The following is a 15,318-nucleotide window of genomic DNA, read 5'->3' as shown; positions in this document are numbered from 1 at the left end:
TAACAACGGCAGCCAATCCGGTTCTTTTCTGAGAAAAGAACCGGAAAACTTTCATCGTTAGTTACGCTTCCAACGGTGACTGGAGATGGAAATCGGTCGCGCGCTGGAAGGCGCTGCCAAGGCTGAGACAGAGCGCATCGTCATACGGCTTGCCGACAACCTGAATGGCCACCGGCAGACCGGACACACCTTGCCCCGCCGGCAGCATCAGGGCGGGCAAGCCGGTGTAGTCGAAGATCATCGTGTTGTGCGGCAATACCAGTTGGAGCGGATGCCGGGCGCCGTTCACCATGACGGTCATGTCCGCGAGCGACGCGGCCTCGCTCCCGATGCCCGGCGTCACGAGCACATCGACAGAGGCCATCTCGCGCGCAACCCGCTCCATCACCAGAGGCCGGCGGCGGAGCGCCCGCAGGTAGTCCGTTGCCGAGAAGCGCAGCCCTTGCTCGATGCGGGCGCGGGTGCCGGGATCGTATGCGTCGATCCGATCGAGATCCGGCTCCTGCAAACTCGCCAGTTCGCACATCATGATGCAGTAGCCGTCGGTATGCGCGGGCCCGAGGTCGCCCAGGTCGACCGGAACCAGCTCGGCCCCGAGGCCCTCAAAAACCGCCAGCGCCGACCGCCATGCCGCCAGCACCGCCTCGTCCTGCAGCTCCAGGAACCAGCCGCCGGGCACGCCGATGCGGAGCCCCCGGAGATCCGTGCGCCAGCGGTCGCCCGCGTAGCGGCCGGCGGCCATCGGGTCCTGCCCGTCCGGCCCGGCGATGACCGGCATGACCAAGGCGAGGTCGTCGGCAGAGCGCGCCATCGGCCCCACGTGGTCGAGCGTCCAGGAGAGCGGCGCCACGCCTGTGCGGGGCACCAGCCCGCGCGTCGGCTTGAGGCCGGTGATGCCGCACCAGGCCGCCGGAATGCGGATCGACCCGCCGGTATCGGAGCCGAGCGCCAGCGGCAGCATCCGGGCAGCGAGCGTCGCGCCCGAGCCGGTGGAGGAACCGCCCGTCCAGCGCGTCCGGTCCCAGGGGTTGCGAACCGCGCCGTAGCGGGGGTTATGCGCCGAGCCGCAGGCGAACTCCGTCGTTGCCAGCATCGCCACCGGGATCGCGCCCGCCTCCCGCAAACGGGCGACGATGGTGGCGTCCGTGGCCGCCACGCGGTCGCCGGTCTGGAAAGACCCGCAGGTGACGGGCTGACCAGCGGCGTCGATGATGTCCTTCACGCCGAAGGGCACGCCCTCCAGCGGCCGCGCTTGGCCCGTCCGGATCCGTGCGGCGCTGTTGGCCGCCATTGCCTCTGCCTCCGCGATCTGGGCGAGCACGGCGTCGCGTCCCGTCGGGTGCGTTGCCATCCGCGACCGGAGTGCGGCGAGAACGGCCACGGGATCGGTCCGGCCGGCCGCATAGGCCGCGAGCAGATCGCCGACGCCCAGATGGTGAAGCGGAGCATCAGCAGCAGCAGCGGCGGCAGGCGAGGCCGGTGCGGTGCTGGCGGTCGGTGCGACGGCGCGAAGATCACGTTCCGCCCAGCCGGGTTCCGGCGTGCCGAACGCCGCCGGGGGCAGGTCGCTGGCCGAGGGCGCCGCCACCGTGCCCGCCAGGATCGTCGTGCGCAGAACCTCTGGCGAGACCACGGCGCTCACGCCGCGAGCCGCCCGGCGATGTCCGCGCGGGACGCCATGAGCGGCTGGATGCGCTGGCCGAAGGCGTCGATGCCGGCGATGAAGTCGTCGAACACCAGCATGATCCCCTTCATGCCCGGGACGGTCGCCGCCTCATCCAGCATCGCCGCGACCGAGGCGTAGGAGCCGACGATGGTGCCCATGTTGAAGTTGACCGCGCCCTCCGGCAGGTTGATGTAGCTGGCGGTGCCGTGCGCGTCGGCGGTCTTGTCCTGGCCGCCCTGGTCGGCCATCCAGGACAGCGCCCCCATATCGGCGCCCGCGCGGTAGCTCTGCCACTTCGCCATCGCGCCCGCGTCCGTCTCGTCGGCGATGACCATGAACAGGATGTAGGCGCCGACATCGCGCCCGGTCTTTGCGGCAGCCTCCATCAGCTTCCGCGACGTGCCGGCGCAGGCCTTCGGCGTGTTGACCCCGGCGCCCATGACGAAGCTGAAGTCGGCATATTCGGCGGCGAATTCCATGCCGCGCCCGCTCTGCCCCGCGGCGACGATCTTGATGTCGGAGGAGGGCGTCGGCTTCATTTGGCAGTCCTCCATGCGGAAGAACTCGCCCTTGTGGCTCGATGAGCCGGTCGCCCACAGCTCCTTCATGATCTTTATGTACTCGCTCGAGTATTCATAGCGCTTTGCGAAGTATTCGTCGCCGGGCCACAAGCCCATCTGCTCGTATTCGGCCTTCTGCCAACCGGATACGATGTTCACCCCGAACCGTCCGGGCGCGATCGACTCTATCGTCGTGGCCATGCGGGCGACGAGCGCCGGCGGCAGGGTAAGGACGGCGGTGGAGGCGTAGAGGCGAATACGCTCCGTCACCGCCGCCAGCCCGGCCATGAGGGTGAACGACTCCAGATTGTAGTCCCAGAATTCGGTCTTGCCGCCGAACCCGTGAAGCTTGATCATGGAGAGCGCAAACTCGAAGCCGTAATCTTCGGCTTTCTGAACGATCGTCTTATTCAGGGCAAAGCTCGGCTTGTACTGCGGCGAGGCTTCCGAGATCAGCCACCCGTTGTTCCCGATGGGAATAAAAACGCCCATATCCATCTTGCTCTCCTGCCCATAGACGCGTGGATCGTCGGGCGAAGATGTGCAAGTCCGGTGCCAGAAGTCCGGTTCGTGGCCGGCTCTAGGGCTGTAGCGGCCCGAGTACCGGATGTGGAATATCCGCAAGCTCGTCGATGATGATGCAGCCGGGTTCATCGTTGATTTGGCAACGACGAGCGAGATCCCTTAGCGCCGTTGTAATTTCGTTGATTTCGCGCGCCTTCGCCTCGAGTGCTTCCGCGTGCGACAGCGCGAGTTCCATGACCTCGGCCTTCGAACGCCCTTCGTCTCGCCACAGCGCCAGCAGGTCCCGCATCTGTTCGACCGAAAATCCCAGTCCGCGAGCGCGTTTGAGAAAGCGAAGCGTTCGGATGTCAGACTCGTCATAGCGGCGATAGCCGGCAGCCGTCCGTCCGGCAGGGCGTATCAGTGACACGCTCTCGTAGTAGCGGATCATCTTCGCAGAAACGCCGGACGCCGCAGACGCCTGGCCAATATTCATTACATGAGATGCCATCAACATGTCCGTGTGTACGTCGTAACCGCGCTATCGGATGCAGCCGCTCGGCACGAACCTGAATCACTAATCCGATGCTGGAATAATGCACCTTTGGCCAGACAGTCAACTTCATCATGAAATATGTGCCAGAAAGGCGTATCAGCACATTGAGGGATGCGACGTTAATGTCCGGCGAAAATGGATAGGGGCGCTACTGTTCTGCCTCTACACTGGGCGCCCGAGGCCGATACAGGATCTTGATATTGACGAGTTGGGACGAGGTTGACAGACGGTTGCGCAAGGTCTGCGACGAGCAGCTCTTTTTTATCGGCGGCGCGCCGCGATCCGGCACCACCTGGCTGCAACAGATCCTCGATTGCCACCCGAATGCGTCCTGCAAAGGCGAAGGACTGTTCGCCAAGGATCTTTACCCGCCGTTAGAGACGGCTTTGGCTCAGCGACGCCAGGCTCTGCAGACGAAGAACCAGGGTTTGTTTCAGCACACAGGCGGCTATCCGCTACCGACCCCGGAGGACACCGAGCATCTGGCCGGAACCGCCATGCTGCTCGCGTTCAGCCAGCAGGCCGGGGACAAAGACTGCCGGGCGTTCGGCGAAAAGACGCCCGAGAACGTGTTCTTCTTCGAGCGTTTCAGGGTGATGTTTCCGCGTGCGAGGTTCATCGCCATCGCGCGTGACCCCAGGGACGTGCTGACCTCAGCCTGGCATTTCTTTCGGAAGCCTGCGCCCGGCGAGGATGACCGGGCGGCGAAGCTCGCCTTCATCCGCGGCGCCCTCCCGTCTTTGGCCGAAGGCGCGCGTGCGATGCTGGCGTTCGGCGAACGCCACCCAAACTCCTATCGGATGGTGACCTACGAAAGGTTGCGGGCAGAGCCGGAGCCGGCCGTGGCTGAGCTACTCCGCTTCCTCGGCCTCTCCGACAGCGCCGGGACGGTGCGCGCCTGCCTGGACCGGACATCCTTCACGGTCGCAACAGGGGGCCGCCCGGCCGGAGTTGCCCAGAACGGTGCGTTCCTGAGAAAGGGAATAGTGGGGGATTGGCGATCCACCCTGACGCCTGAGATGAACGATGTGGTCTTGCGCGAACTGGGCTGGATGTTTCCCTATTTCGGCTGGACGCCCTGAAGCCAAGGACCCGAAACAAAAGAAGGCCCCGGCCGGAGCCGGAGCCTTCTTCATTGCTGACGGCCGAACGGGCCGAAGCGACGTCTCAGCCCCGCCGAGTATCTCCGGCAGTGGTCATCCAGGTCGCGACAGCCTTCGGCATCACACAATGAGACACTGGATCACCTCCTTTCTGTTGTTTCGAGAAGGTCAGTCTGGCACTGCCAGCGGCATCCCTGCAAGCAGAAACGGTTCTCAGAACACGAGCGACATCCCGAGCAGTAGGTTGTTGCCGCTCACCGGGCCGTTCAGGCTGTAGCCGACGCCTTGGTCGGAGGCGCTGGCGAAGACCTGCAGGTGCTTCAGCCGCAGCAGCCGGTAGCGCACGGTCACATCGAGGTTGTAGTCGCCCGTTCGGCTCGTGGGCGGCGGTTGCAGCGCCGGATCCTGAAGCACCACGACGGGCAGCCCGCCGGTATTCGTGGGACAGCCTATCAGGCCGTGCTCCACCGTCATCTGTGGCCCCGCCATCATGGGCACGCTCAGCCCCAGCCCGGCGCGCACGCAGAGCCGCGCTTCGGAGGCGTCGGCGTCGTCAGTCACAGAGACCACTTCCGGCTTGGGTGCCGGCACATAGGGAATACCGGCCTCGGCTGATACCTCCGCCAGAAGACTGGCGGTAGGCGCCGCAGTTCGCGCCGGCGCAGAAGTTCGTGTGGCAAAGCTAACTTCAAAGTGAGCCGAAGTCTGTGCCCACGCGCCCGCGCTGCATGCCAGCATCAGGCTCGCGACCGTTGCCGGAAGAACGAATTGGGGCCAAAACATGATGTCTCCTGACATGATTTCGCCTTAATCCGGTCGTTGTGGCGATAATTGTTAGGGAACGCAATTCCAAAATTACGTCAGTTGTTGTCTTGTTACGCATCATCTCATAAGCCATTGGAAACCTTAAGTTAATGATTATGAACTTTTGTTGCATCGCACAATGACCGAGTTACTTAAGCCGGATGGTCTGACGGAAAGGCTGCTGCACGCCCGGCGCAACGGCCTGGCGATTTCGGTGACACCGGAGGATGTGCCGGCGACCGAGCAGGAGGCCTACGCTGTGCAGCGTGCGGTGGCAGAGACGCTGGGGCCGGTCGGCGGCTGGAAAGTCGGAGCGGGCGGCCCAGGAGCCGCACCGAGTGCGGCGCCTCTGCCGGCCTCGGTGATAATGACAGCGCCCGCCACGTTGCCGCCTCAGTATTCTAACCGGCTGATCGAAGCCGAAATCGCCTTCCGCATCGCGCGTGATCTGCCGCCGCGAGATGCCGCGTACACACGTGACGAGGTTCTGGAGGCCATTGGCAGCTGCCACCCCGTGATTGAAGTGGTGCAGTGGCGCATCCGCGATCATCGGGCGGCTCCCCCGAACCTGAAGCTCGCCGACCACTCGGGCCATGGCGCCCTGGTGGTGGGTGAGCCGGTGCCTGGCTGGCGGGCGATCGACTTCGCGGGCCTCCGGGTTACTCAGGAGATCGCAGGTCAGGCGACGAAACACGGCATCGGCAATCCGGCGGGCGACATGATCCGGCTCATCGCCTGGCTCGCCGACGAGGGTGCGGTATGGGCTGGTGGCCTTAAAGCCGGGCAGATCGTGACCTGCGGCTCGTGGACGGGTATGACCGAGGCGGCGGCGGATGCGCCGGTGGTGGTCAGCTTCGCCGGGTTCACTCCGTTGACGCTGAGCTTCCAGTCCTCTTAGGTCCAGCGCCCTTCAAGCGGTGGCCGGCGTCACCACCTGCTGTAGGTTTTCAGGACAGGAGAGAGCGGCAATGGCGACGGTTAACGCTGCGGCTTCAGGCGACTTCATGATCGGCGGCGACCTTCGGGTCACCCGCCTTGGTTTCGGCGCCATGCGGATCACAGGCAAAGGCATCTGGAACCAGCCGGCCGATCCGGCAGAGGCCAAGCGGACCCTGGCGGCGCTGCCGGACCTCGGGATCGACCTCATCGACACCGCCGACAGCTACGGCCCCTACGTCAGTGAGGATCTCATCGCCGAGGTGCTGTCGCCATACAAGAACATAACGATTGCCACCAAAGGCGGCCTGACACGCCAGGGGCCCGACATCTGGAAGCCGGTCGGCCGCCCCGAATATCTTCGCCAATGCGTGATGATGAGCCTGCGGCGCCTGAAGCTGGAGCGCATCGATCTCTGGCAGCTTCACCGGATCGACGCGAAGGTGCCGGCCGAGGAGCAGTTCGGCGAAATCGCGGCAATGCAGAAAGAGGGCCTCATCCGCCATGTCGGGCTCAGCGAGGTTTCCGTCGCCGAGATCGAGGCGGCGAGCAAGCACTTCCCGGTGACGACGGTGCAGAACCGTTACAACCTCGTCGACCGCAAAAGCGAGGACGTTCTCGACTACTGCGAGAAGCACGGCATCGGGTTTATCCCATGGGCCCCCTTGTCGGGTGGGTCACTGGCGCGGACGGGCTCGGCGCTGACCGAGATCGCGGGCAAGCTCAACACCGGGCCGAGCCAGGTGGCGCTCGCCTGGGTGCTGAAGCGCTCGCCGGTGATGATCCCCATCCCGGGCACGGGCAGCGCCGATCACCTGCGTGAGAATGTGGCCGGCGCGTCGATCGAGCTCACCGATCGGGAATTCGGCGCGTTGGACGCGCAGGGGCGGGAGGCTTGGCGCGCCCAGGCTCACTGACGGGCAAACTCAACATCAACGGCCATAAGCGGGAGGAACAACCGTGATCGACCATGAGGTTCGGGTTCATCCCGAGGCGGATCGGCTGGAGCGGAAAAACCAGCTGGCCTGGAAGATCGCGGAGGTCGCCACCGACCCTGTCGAGGTGGAGACTGCCGTTGCCGAGATGATCGTCAACCGGGTGATCGACAACGCATCGGTGGCGATCGCGGCGATCCACCGCCATCCGGTGACGACGGCGCGGGATCAGGCATTGGCCCATCCTCGCCCGGGTGGTGCGACTGTTTTCGGTCTCGGGCCGGATGTGCGGGTGCATGCGGAATGGGCCGCCTGGGCCAACGGCACAGCGGTGCGTGAACTCGACTACCACGACACCTTCCTCGCGGCCGAATACAGCCATCCGGGCGACAACATCCCGCCGATCCTCGCGGTCGCTCAGCAGTGCGGCGCCGACGGCGCGGCGCTCGTGCGGGGGCTCGCCACCGGCTACGAGATCCAGGTGGATCTCGTCCGCGCCATCTGCCTCCACAAGCACAAGATCGACCACGTGGCGCATCTGGGGCCGTCGGCGGCAGCGGGCATCGGCACGCTGCTCGGTCTCCCTACCGGCATCATCTACCAGTCCGTGCAGCAGGCGCTGCATGTGACGACTGCGACCCGCCAGAGCCGCAAGGGCGAGATCAGCTCATGGAAGGCGTTTGCGCCGAGCCATGCCGGGAAGCTCGCGGTCGAGGCCGTCGACCGGGCCATGCGTGGCGAAGGTGCGCCAAGCCCGATTTACGAAGGCGAGGACAGTGTCGTCTCCTGGATGCTCGACGGCCCTAACGCCCGCTACGTCGTGCCGTTGCCGGCGCCGGGCGAGCCCAAGCGCGCTATCCTCGATACATACACCAAGGAGCATTCGGCGGAATACCAGAGCCAGGCGCTGATCGACCTCGCCTTCCGCATGGGGCGCCGGATCGCCGCTTGGGAGGATGTGGCGAGCATCCTCATCCGCACCAGCCATCACACGCACTACGTCATCGGCACCGGATCGAACGACCCGCAGAAGTTCGACCCCACAGCGAGCCGGGAGACGCTCGACCACTCCATCATGTATATCGTGGCGGTCGCGTTGCAGGACGGCGCCTGGCACCATGTCCGATCCTACGCCCCCGAGCGCGCGCAGCGGCCGGACACGATCGCGTTGTGGCGCAAGATCACCACCGTCGAGGACCCCGATTGGACGCGCCGCTACCACGCCGACGATCCGGCGGTGAAAGCATTTGGCGGCCGGATCGAGATTACGATGACGGATGGGCGCGTCATCGCCGACGAGATGGCGGTCGCCAATGCGCATAGCCTCGGCGCGACGCCCTGGGCGAGGCCTGATTATGTCCGGAAGTTCCGCACGCTGACCGAAGGCGTTCTGGATGCAGCCGAGGCCGCCCGCTTCCTGCAGGTGGCCGAGAGCCTCCCACGGCTCCGTGCGCATGAACTTGCCGAACTGACGATTGCGCTGCCAGCGGACGCTCTGGCGCACGGCGGGATGGCCGGAATTTTCGGTTTCAAAGCCACCTAGCGGGAGAAGAAGAATGAGCGAAACGCTCGCGGCGCCGCCCAAGGCGAAAAAGTCGGTGGCGCTGTCGGGCGTCGTCGCCGGGAACACGGCCCTCTGCACGGTCGGGCGGACCGGCAACGATCTGACCTACCGCGGCTACGATATCCTCGACATCGCGCCGCGCTGCGAGTTCGAGGAGATCGCGCATCTGCTCATCCACGGCGCCCTGCCGAACGAGGCCGAGCTGCGCGGCTACAAGGCAAAGCTCCGTATGATGCGCGGCATTCCGGCGGCGGTGCGGACTGTGCTCGAGGCCATTCCTGCCGCCGCGCACCCGATGGACGTGATGCGAACCGGCGTCTCCATGCTCGGCTGCGTGCTGCCTGAACCACCCGGCCATGAGGCGGAGGGCGCCCGCACGATCGCCGACCGGCTCATCGCGTCGCTGGGTTCGATGCTGCTCTACTGGCACCACTTCGCGCTGCACGGGCGGCGGATCGATGTCGAGACCGACGACGACGGCATCGGCGGCCACTTCCTCCACCTTCTGCATGGGCATCCGCCGCGCGAAAGCTGGGTGCGGGCCATGGACACCTCGCTCAACCTCTATGCCGAGCATGAATTCAACGCCTCCACCTTTACCGCGCGCATGGTGGCGGGCACCGGCTCCGACCTCTACAGCGCGGTCGCGGCGGCTATCGGCGCGCTGCGCGGTCCCAAGCATGGCGGCGCCAATGAATTCGCGTTCGAGGTCCAGAAACGCTACGCCGACCCCGATCAGGCGGAGGCCGACATCCGCAGGCGAGTGGCCGCGCGCGAAGTCATCATCGGCTTCGGCCATCCGGTGTACACGATCGCCGATCCGCGCAACGTCGTCATCAAGGCGCTGGCGAAGGAACTCACCGGGGAGGTGCACTCAACCAAGATGTACGACATCGCCGAGCGCATCGAGACGGTGATGATGGATGCCAAGCGCATGTTCCCCAACCTCGATTGGTATAGCGCGGTGAGTTATCACCTCATGGGCGTGCCGACGGCGATGTTCACGCCCCTGTTCGTGATCGCCCGCAGCGCCGGGTGGTCCGCGCATGTGATCGAGCAACGCGAGGATGGCCGCATCATCCGGCCCTCGGCCAACTATACGGGGCCCGAGGACGTGCCATTCGTGCCACTGGCCGAGCGGGGTGCCGCATGACCTACCTCGTTGGCGCCGATCTGCCGGTCGAGCCCGCCGGGACCCGGTTCCGTACGCTGCTGGCGCGCACAGGCATATTGCAGCTTCCCGGCGCCCATAACGGAATGGCCGCGCTGCAGGCGAAAGCCGCGGGCTTCGAGGCGCTCTACCTCTCGGGCGCCGCCATGACCGCCTCGATGGGGCTGCCGGATCTCGGCATGATCACCGTCGACGAGGTTGCCTTCTTCGTGCGCCAGATTGTGCGGGCAAGCGACCTGCCGCTGCTGGTGGACGGCGATACCGGCTATGGCGAAGCGCTCAACGTCATGCACATGGTGCGCGTGTTCGAGGAGGCAGGCGCTGCCGCCGTGCATCTCGAAGACCAGCTGCTGCCGAAGAAATGCGGGCATCTGAACGACAAACGGCTGGCCGATCCGCAGGACATGGCGGCGAAAGTCGCGGCGGCGGCGCGGGCGCGACGGCATCTGTTCGTGATCGCGCGGACGGATGCGGCGGCAAGCGAGGGCATGGACGGCGCTGTGGCGCGGGCGAAGCTGTATGTCGAGGCGGGTGCGGACGCGATCTTTCCCGAGGCGCTGACGACTCGCGCGATGTTCGAGGAGTTCGCGGCGCGGATGGCAGGCGTGCCTCTGCTTGCCAACATGACGGAGTTCGGGCGGACGCCGTTCTTCACGGCGGAGGAGTTCGCGGCCATGGGCTACCGGATGGTGATCTGGCCTGTGAGCAGTCTCCGCGTGGCCAACAAGGCACAGGCGGAGCTGTATGCCGCAATCGCACGCGACGGCGGCACACACCGGATGATCGATCGCATGCAGACACGAGCCGAACTTTATGAAACGATCGGGCTGCACCGGTACGAGGCGCTGGACGCCGCCATTGTGCAGACGATCATTCCGGCGGGCATGCCACAGCGCAACTGACCGCGTGGCCGGCCAATTTCTCGTATGTCCGCATGCGCCAGAAGGCTTCCAGCGGCCCGTTCAAGCCCTTTGTCCAATTTCCAGCACAGCAGGTGTTCTGGTCGAAACCGCCGCCAGCGGCTTCGTCGACCTCCAGCACCCCGATGCGCTGGAGGAAGACGCCGCCGGCAGGTGACGATCTACTCCATGATCGGCGCGAGTTCCTGCGCGCTCTCGACATCCTCGCCGAGCCACTCAGCGTTCTTGGCGGTGCCGTCGAAGATGGAACTGGTCTTGAACAGCTCGAACTTGCCCTCCACCGCATAGGGCTTGCTGCGCTCCAACAATTCCGTGAGCGTTGTCTTGTCCATTGGCTTGAAGTCGCGCACTGCTTCGAACGCCTGGTCCAGATCGCGCTGGCTCTCGATGCCGGTGATGACGGTCGCGGTCGGCAAGCTCAACGAGTAGCGCAGGTATTCCAGCGGCTGGATCGGCGCCTTGCTCTTGAACAGGACGCTGTCGGCGAAGGTCTTCATTCCGAGCGGCGCGATGCCTTGTTCCACCAGATACGGCAGCACCAGATGGGCGAAGCTGCGGAAATGGGCGTCCATCACGTTCAGCGGCATCTGCACGGCGTCGATATGGAAGCCGCGCTCGGCAGCGACGGCCAGCATCTGCAGGTGGATGCGCGGGTCCTTGTGGCCGGTAAAGCCGATGTAGCGCAGCTTTCCGGCCTGCTTCGCCTCGACGAAGGCCTCCATGGCGCCGCCCTCGGCGAAGATCCGGTCCGGGTCGTCGAAGCGCAGGATCTCGTGATGCTGGATCAGGTCGATCCGGTCGGTGCGGAGCCGCTTGAGCGATGTGTCGATCTGGTCGGCCGCCTCCTTCTTGGAGCGGCCGTCCATCTTCGTCATCAGGAACACCCGGTCGCGGTAGCCGCCCTGGTCCAGCGCCTCGCCCATCCGCAACTCGGAGCGGCCTTTGTTGTAGTCCCAGCAATTGTCCATGAAGGTGATGCCGCGATCGATCGCCTCGTGCATCAGCCTGGTTGCCTCCGCATCGCTAAGCGCGCTCTTGCCGAGATGAAACCCGCCCATGCCGATGGCGGAGATCTTTTCGCCCGACTTGCCGAATGGGCGGTAGAGCATCTCGCCCCGCCGCTCGCCCGCCTCGCTCGCGAGGGGGACACTGGCCGGGTCGGCTATGCGGGTCACTGGGAGGTGCGAGGTGGCGTTCATGCGAAGCTCCTTGGGGGTTGAAGATTATCTGGGGCCTGGCTCCGAGAGCCACCAGGGCGCTGTCATCCGCAGTCCCGGATTAATCGCCTAATCGTTCCGGCCTGAAATCGCACGGCAGACCGCCGCCGTCACCTCGGAAGTCGTCGCCGTGCCGCCGAGGTCGCGGGTCAGCACGCCCGACGCCGTGACCGTCTCGATCGCGCTCATGAGCCGGGTGGCGGCGGCGGTTTCGCCCAGGTGATCGAGCATCTGCACCGCCGTCCAGAAGGTGCCCACCGGGTTCGCGATGCCCTTGCCGACAATATCGAAGGCGGAGCCGTGGATCGGCTCGAACATCGAGGGGAAGCGCCGCTCCGGGTTGATGTTCGCCGTCGGCGCGATGCCGATCGAACCCGCCAGTGCCGCCGCGAGATCGGACAGAATGTCGGCATGCAGATTTGTCGCGACAATCGTGTCGAGACTTGCGGGCGACAGCACCATCCGCACCGTCATGGCGTCCACCAGCATCTTGTCCCAGCGCACTTCGGGGAAATCACGCGAGACCGACGCCGCGACCTCGTCCCACAGCACCATCCCGTGCCGCTGCGCGTTCGACTTCGTCACCACCGTGAGCAGCTTGCGCGGCCGGCTGGCCGCAAGCGCAAAGGCGTAGCGCATGATCCGCTCGACGCCGGCGCGGGTGAAGATGGAAACCTCGGTTGCGACCTCCTCAGGGTGACCGCGATGAGAGCGGCCACCTTGGCCCGCGTATTCGCCCTCGCTGTTTTCCCGCACGATCACCCAGTCGAGCGCGGCGGGTTCGCAGTCCCGCAGCGGCGAATGCAGGCCGGACAGCACGCGCGTGGGCCGCACGTTGGCGTATTGGTCGAAGCCCTGGCAGATCGCGAGGCGCAAGCCCCACAGCGTGATGTGGTCCGGCACTGCCGGATCGCCTACCGCGCCGAAGAAGATCGCATCCACATCCCGGATCTGGTCGAGCCCATCCGCCGGCATCATCAGCCCGGTGCGGCGGTAGTAGTCCGAACCCCAATCCAGGGTCGTGACATCGAGGCGGAAGCTGCCTTCCCGTTGCTCGAGCGCCTGCAGCACTTTGAGGCCTGCGCCGATGACCTCGGGGCCGATGCCGTCGCCGGGTATGGCCGCGATACGGTACGTGTTCATCGGTTTTTTCTCCTGGGGGAGAGGTGGCGCTTCAGCCGAGCATGTCGAGGGCGCGCGCGAAGAAGTCCGGACCGCCGAAGTTGCCCGATTTCAGCGCGATACCCAGGCCTGCATGCGCGCGGCCGATGACGCGCAGCGCCGGCACGCCCGGCGCAATTTCAGCGCCGATCCGGAAGCCCTGCAGTCCGAGGCGGTTCACCACCGCGCCTGATGTCTCGCCACCCGCCACCACCATCCGCCCGACGCCCGCATCGACGAGGCCCGCAGCGATCTCGGCAAGCGCCGCCTCGATCTGTTCGCCGACAGCAGCGCCGCCGTGCCTCTTCTGAAGAGCCGCGACCTCGGCGGGCGTGCCGCTGCTCGCAATGAGCACCGGACCGTCCTCGAGCTTGTCGCGCGCCCAGGATAGTGCGGCCTGGGCCTCTTCACCGCCGGCCAGCAGCTTCTCCACATCCAGCCGCAGAACCGGCATTTGCTGCTCGGCCACGCCGATCTGCTCGAGCGTCGCCTTGGAGCAACTCCCCGCGAGGATCGCCGAGAAACGGCCGGCCGGCGTGTCGTTGGTGTCCGCCACGTGCTCGGTCACGATGTCCAGCCGCCGGAGCGCGCGAGCGAGACCGATGCCGAGGCCCGAGGCGCCGGTGGAGACAGGGCGATCCAGCGCCACCTGGCCAAGAACCTCGAAGTGCTGGTCGTTGACGGCGTCGACGATGGCCGCTCCTCCGGGGAGCTTGGCGAGGGCGGCGCGCACCGCATCGGCCCCCTGTTCCACCACCTGCAACGGCACCAGTCCGACCGGCGAGCGGCTCTGGCGGGTGAGGACGCGCACGAGGTTCGCGTCATGCATCGGGTTTAGCGGATGATCCTTCAGCGGGCTCTCGTTCAGGGGCTGGTCGTGGACGAAGAGGTGCCCCTGGAACACCCGCCGCCCGGCGCCGGGAAAGCCCGGATTGACCAGCGTGATCCCGCCGCTCGCCGCGTCGCGGAGTGCATCGCTGACCGGCCCGATATTGCCGGCATCGGTGGAATCGAATGTCGAGCAGATTTTGAACAGCACATGCGCGGCGCCTCGCGCCCGCAGCCACCGGTCGGCCTCCAGCGACTGGCGTACGGCCTCGGCCGCCGCAATCGAGCGGCTTTTAAGCGCCACGACCACAGCATCGACATCGGGCAAAGCGAGGCTTTCGGGCGGCACGCCGATCGTCTGCACAACACGGAGCCCGTTCGTCGCGAGCGCATTCGCAAGGTCCGAGGCGCCGGTATAGTCGTCGGCGATTACGCCAAGAGCGAGCGTCACACGACATCTCCTGGAAGTTTGAGCCGAGCGAGTTGCGCGTAAACCCGCGCCACAGAGCTGTCATCATCACCCGCCATGCCGGCGGCGGCGGTCATCAGAAACATCTGGAGCGCGCTGCTGGCAAGGGGCACCGGGAAGTTGGCGCTGCGCGCCATGTCGAGCACGATCCCGAGATCCTTGGTGAAGATGCTGACAGAACTCTTCGGGCTGTAGTCGCCCGCCAGCACATGCGGCATCCGGTTCTCGAACATCCAGGAATTGCCGGCGGAAGCCGTGATGACGTCGTAAACCTTCTGCAGATCGAGATTCTGCCGCGCGGCGAAGGCCATCGCCTCGGAGGCCGCCGCGATATGCACCCCGGCGAGCAGCTGGTTCACCATCTTGAACGCCGCGCCTTGCCCGGGCTCGTCGCCCAGTTCGTAGAGCGTCGCCGTCATCGCTGCGAGGGCAGGACGCGCGGCCTCGAAGGCCGCGGCGGAGCCAGAGGCGAGCATGGTCAGCTTGCCTTCCTCGGCGCGAGCGGCCCCGCCACTCATTGGCGCGTCGAGGTAGTGCGGGCCCATCGCCTCCAGCCGCGCGGCGAGCCGTCGTGCCACATCCGGCGCCATCGTCGCGGAGGAGACGAAGACCGACCCCGGCTGCATGGTGGCTGCACACCCATTCTCGCCAAACAGCACGGCTTCCGTCTGCGCCGCGTTGACAACAACCGCGATGACGGTGCCGGCGCCCTCGGCGGCGTCCGCAGGCGTTGTCGCCGCGCGTCCGCCGCTGGCCACGAAACGTGCAACGGCATCGGCGGAGACATCGACACCCGCCACGGAGAAGCCCGCGCGCAGCAGCGAGCGCGCCATGCCAAAACCCATCGACCCCAAGCCGATGACAGCGGCCTTCATCGCCGGGCTCGCGTCCGAATTGCTATTGTCCGCAGTCATGCGATCCCAC

14 protein-coding genes are annotated in these 15,318 nt (G+C 65.9%); 6 read left to right on the top strand and 8 right to left on the bottom strand.

Annotated features, from left to right (window positions below; all coding sequences use genetic code 11):
* Positions 1-61: 61 nt before the first annotated feature.
* The 3 genes from ACOEQ1_RS15495 to ACOEQ1_RS15485 form a co-directional block, all read right to left on the bottom strand.
* A complete protein-coding gene (locus ACOEQ1_RS15495; protein ID WP_419760138.1) occupies positions 62-1,642 on the bottom strand; it encodes an amidase in 1,581 nt (526 codons plus the stop codon).
* A complete protein-coding gene (gene rutA / locus ACOEQ1_RS15490) occupies positions 1,639-2,724 on the bottom strand; it encodes a pyrimidine utilization protein A (RefSeq protein ID WP_419760137.1) in 1,086 nt (361 codons plus the stop codon). The genes ACOEQ1_RS15495 and rutA overlap by 4 nt, the downstream gene beginning before the upstream one ends.
* Positions 2,725-2,806: 82 nt before the next feature.
* Positions 2,807-3,226: a MerR family transcriptional regulator gene (locus ACOEQ1_RS15485; protein WP_419760712.1), complete on the bottom strand. Its 420-nt coding sequence runs from the start codon at positions 3,224-3,226 to the stop codon at positions 2,807-2,809.
* Positions 3,227-3,516: 290 nt separating this feature from the next.
* On the opposite strand from ACOEQ1_RS15485, the gene ACOEQ1_RS15480 reads away from it, so the two are divergent.
* Positions 3,517-4,368 (top strand): sulfotransferase, encoded by an 852-nt coding sequence (locus ACOEQ1_RS15480; RefSeq protein WP_419760136.1) that lies wholly within the window; start codon positions 3,517-3,519, stop codon positions 4,366-4,368.
* A 234-nt stretch (positions 4,369-4,602) separates the two neighbouring features.
* On the opposite strand, the gene ACOEQ1_RS15475 is transcribed toward ACOEQ1_RS15480, so the two are convergent.
* A complete protein-coding gene (locus ACOEQ1_RS15475; RefSeq protein WP_419760135.1) occupies positions 4,603-4,950 on the bottom strand; it encodes a hypothetical protein in 348 nt (115 codons plus the stop codon).
* Positions 4,951-5,332: 382 nt separating this feature from the next.
* On the opposite strand from ACOEQ1_RS15475, the gene ACOEQ1_RS15470 reads away from it, so the two are divergent.
* The 5 genes from ACOEQ1_RS15470 (at position 5,333) to prpB (ending at position 10,701) form a co-directional block, all read left to right on the top strand.
* Complete coding sequence (locus tag ACOEQ1_RS15470; RefSeq protein ID WP_419760134.1) at positions 5,333-6,091, top strand: 2-keto-4-pentenoate hydratase; 759 nt, start codon at positions 5,333-5,335, stop codon at positions 6,089-6,091.
* Between the two features lie 70 nt (positions 6,092-6,161).
* Positions 6,162-7,046, top strand: a complete 885-nt coding sequence (locus ACOEQ1_RS15465) for an aldo/keto reductase (RefSeq protein WP_419760133.1) — start codon at positions 6,162-6,164, stop codon at positions 7,044-7,046.
* A gap of 43 nt (positions 7,047-7,089) precedes the next feature.
* On the top strand, positions 7,090-8,607 hold the full coding sequence (locus tag ACOEQ1_RS15460; protein ID WP_419760132.1) for an MmgE/PrpD family protein: 1,518 nt from the start codon (positions 7,090-7,092) through the stop codon (positions 8,605-8,607).
* 13 nt (positions 8,608-8,620) lie between these two features.
* On the top strand, positions 8,621-9,781 hold the full coding sequence (gene prpC, locus ACOEQ1_RS15455; RefSeq protein ID WP_419760131.1) for a bifunctional 2-methylcitrate synthase/citrate synthase: 1,161 nt from the start codon (positions 8,621-8,623) through the stop codon (positions 9,779-9,781).
* Positions 9,778-10,701 (top strand): methylisocitrate lyase, encoded by a 924-nt coding sequence (gene prpB, locus ACOEQ1_RS15450; protein ID WP_419760130.1) that lies wholly within the window; start codon positions 9,778-9,780, stop codon positions 10,699-10,701. Before prpC ends, prpB begins: the two co-directional genes overlap by 4 nt.
* A 179-nt stretch (positions 10,702-10,880) precedes the next feature.
* Here prpB and ACOEQ1_RS15445 read toward each other — a convergent pair whose 3' ends face one another.
* The 4 genes from ACOEQ1_RS15445 to ltnD all read right to left on the bottom strand — a co-directional run bounded on the left by ACOEQ1_RS15445 (position 10,881) and on the right by ltnD (position 15,308).
* The gene (locus ACOEQ1_RS15445) at positions 10,881-11,918 is read right to left on the bottom strand and encodes an aldo/keto reductase (protein WP_419760129.1); all 1,038 of its coding nucleotides are present in this window, start codon (positions 11,916-11,918) and stop codon (positions 10,881-10,883) included.
* A gap of 87 nt (positions 11,919-12,005) precedes the next feature.
* Positions 12,006-13,079 (bottom strand): tartrate dehydrogenase, encoded by a 1,074-nt coding sequence (locus tag ACOEQ1_RS15440; RefSeq protein ID WP_419760128.1) that lies wholly within the window; start codon positions 13,077-13,079, stop codon positions 12,006-12,008.
* Positions 13,080-13,110: 31 nt separating this feature from the next.
* Positions 13,111-14,376, bottom strand: coding sequence for a 3-oxo-tetronate kinase (gene otnK, locus ACOEQ1_RS15435; protein ID WP_419760127.1), 1,266 nt, complete (start codon positions 14,374-14,376; stop codon positions 13,111-13,113).
* Positions 14,373-15,308, bottom strand: coding sequence for an L-threonate dehydrogenase (gene ltnD / locus ACOEQ1_RS15430; RefSeq protein WP_419760126.1), 936 nt, complete (start codon positions 15,306-15,308; stop codon positions 14,373-14,375). Before ltnD ends, otnK begins: the two co-directional genes overlap by 4 nt.
* Between the last annotated feature and the right edge of the window lie 10 nt (positions 15,309-15,318).

This window comes from Acidisoma sp., assembly GCF_965199065.1.
Classification (GTDB): Bacteria; Pseudomonadota; Alphaproteobacteria; order Acetobacterales; family Acetobacteraceae; genus Acidisoma.
Note: the sequence above shows the minus strand (reverse complement) of the source record. Positions and strands in the feature narration are given on the sequence as shown.

Coding starts and splice junctions, on each gene's coding strand:
- ltnD (WP_419760126.1), bottom strand. CDS start 15,308: ATGACTGCGGACAATAGCAATTCGGACGCGAGCCCGGCGATGAAGGCC.
- rutA (WP_419760137.1), bottom strand. CDS start 2,724: ATGGATATGGGCGTTTTTATTCCCATCGGGAACAACGGGTGGCTGATC.
- prpB (WP_419760130.1), top strand. CDS start 9,778: ATGACCTACCTCGTTGGCGCCGATCTGCCGGTCGAGCCCGCCGGGACC.
- ACOEQ1_RS15440 (WP_419760128.1), bottom strand. CDS start 13,079: ATGAACACGTACCGTATCGCGGCCATACCCGGCGACGGCATCGGCCCC.
- ACOEQ1_RS15445 (WP_419760129.1), bottom strand. CDS start 11,918: ATGAACGCCACCTCGCACCTCCCAGTGACCCGCATAGCCGACCCGGCC.
- ACOEQ1_RS15485 (WP_419760712.1), bottom strand. CDS start 3,226: ATGAATATTGGCCAGGCGTCTGCGGCGTCCGGCGTTTCTGCGAAGATG.
- ACOEQ1_RS15465 (WP_419760133.1), top strand. CDS start 6,162: ATGGCGACGGTTAACGCTGCGGCTTCAGGCGACTTCATGATCGGCGGC.
- prpC (WP_419760131.1), top strand. CDS start 8,621: ATGAGCGAAACGCTCGCGGCGCCGCCCAAGGCGAAAAAGTCGGTGGCG.
- ACOEQ1_RS15470 (WP_419760134.1), top strand. CDS start 5,333: ATGACCGAGTTACTTAAGCCGGATGGTCTGACGGAAAGGCTGCTGCAC.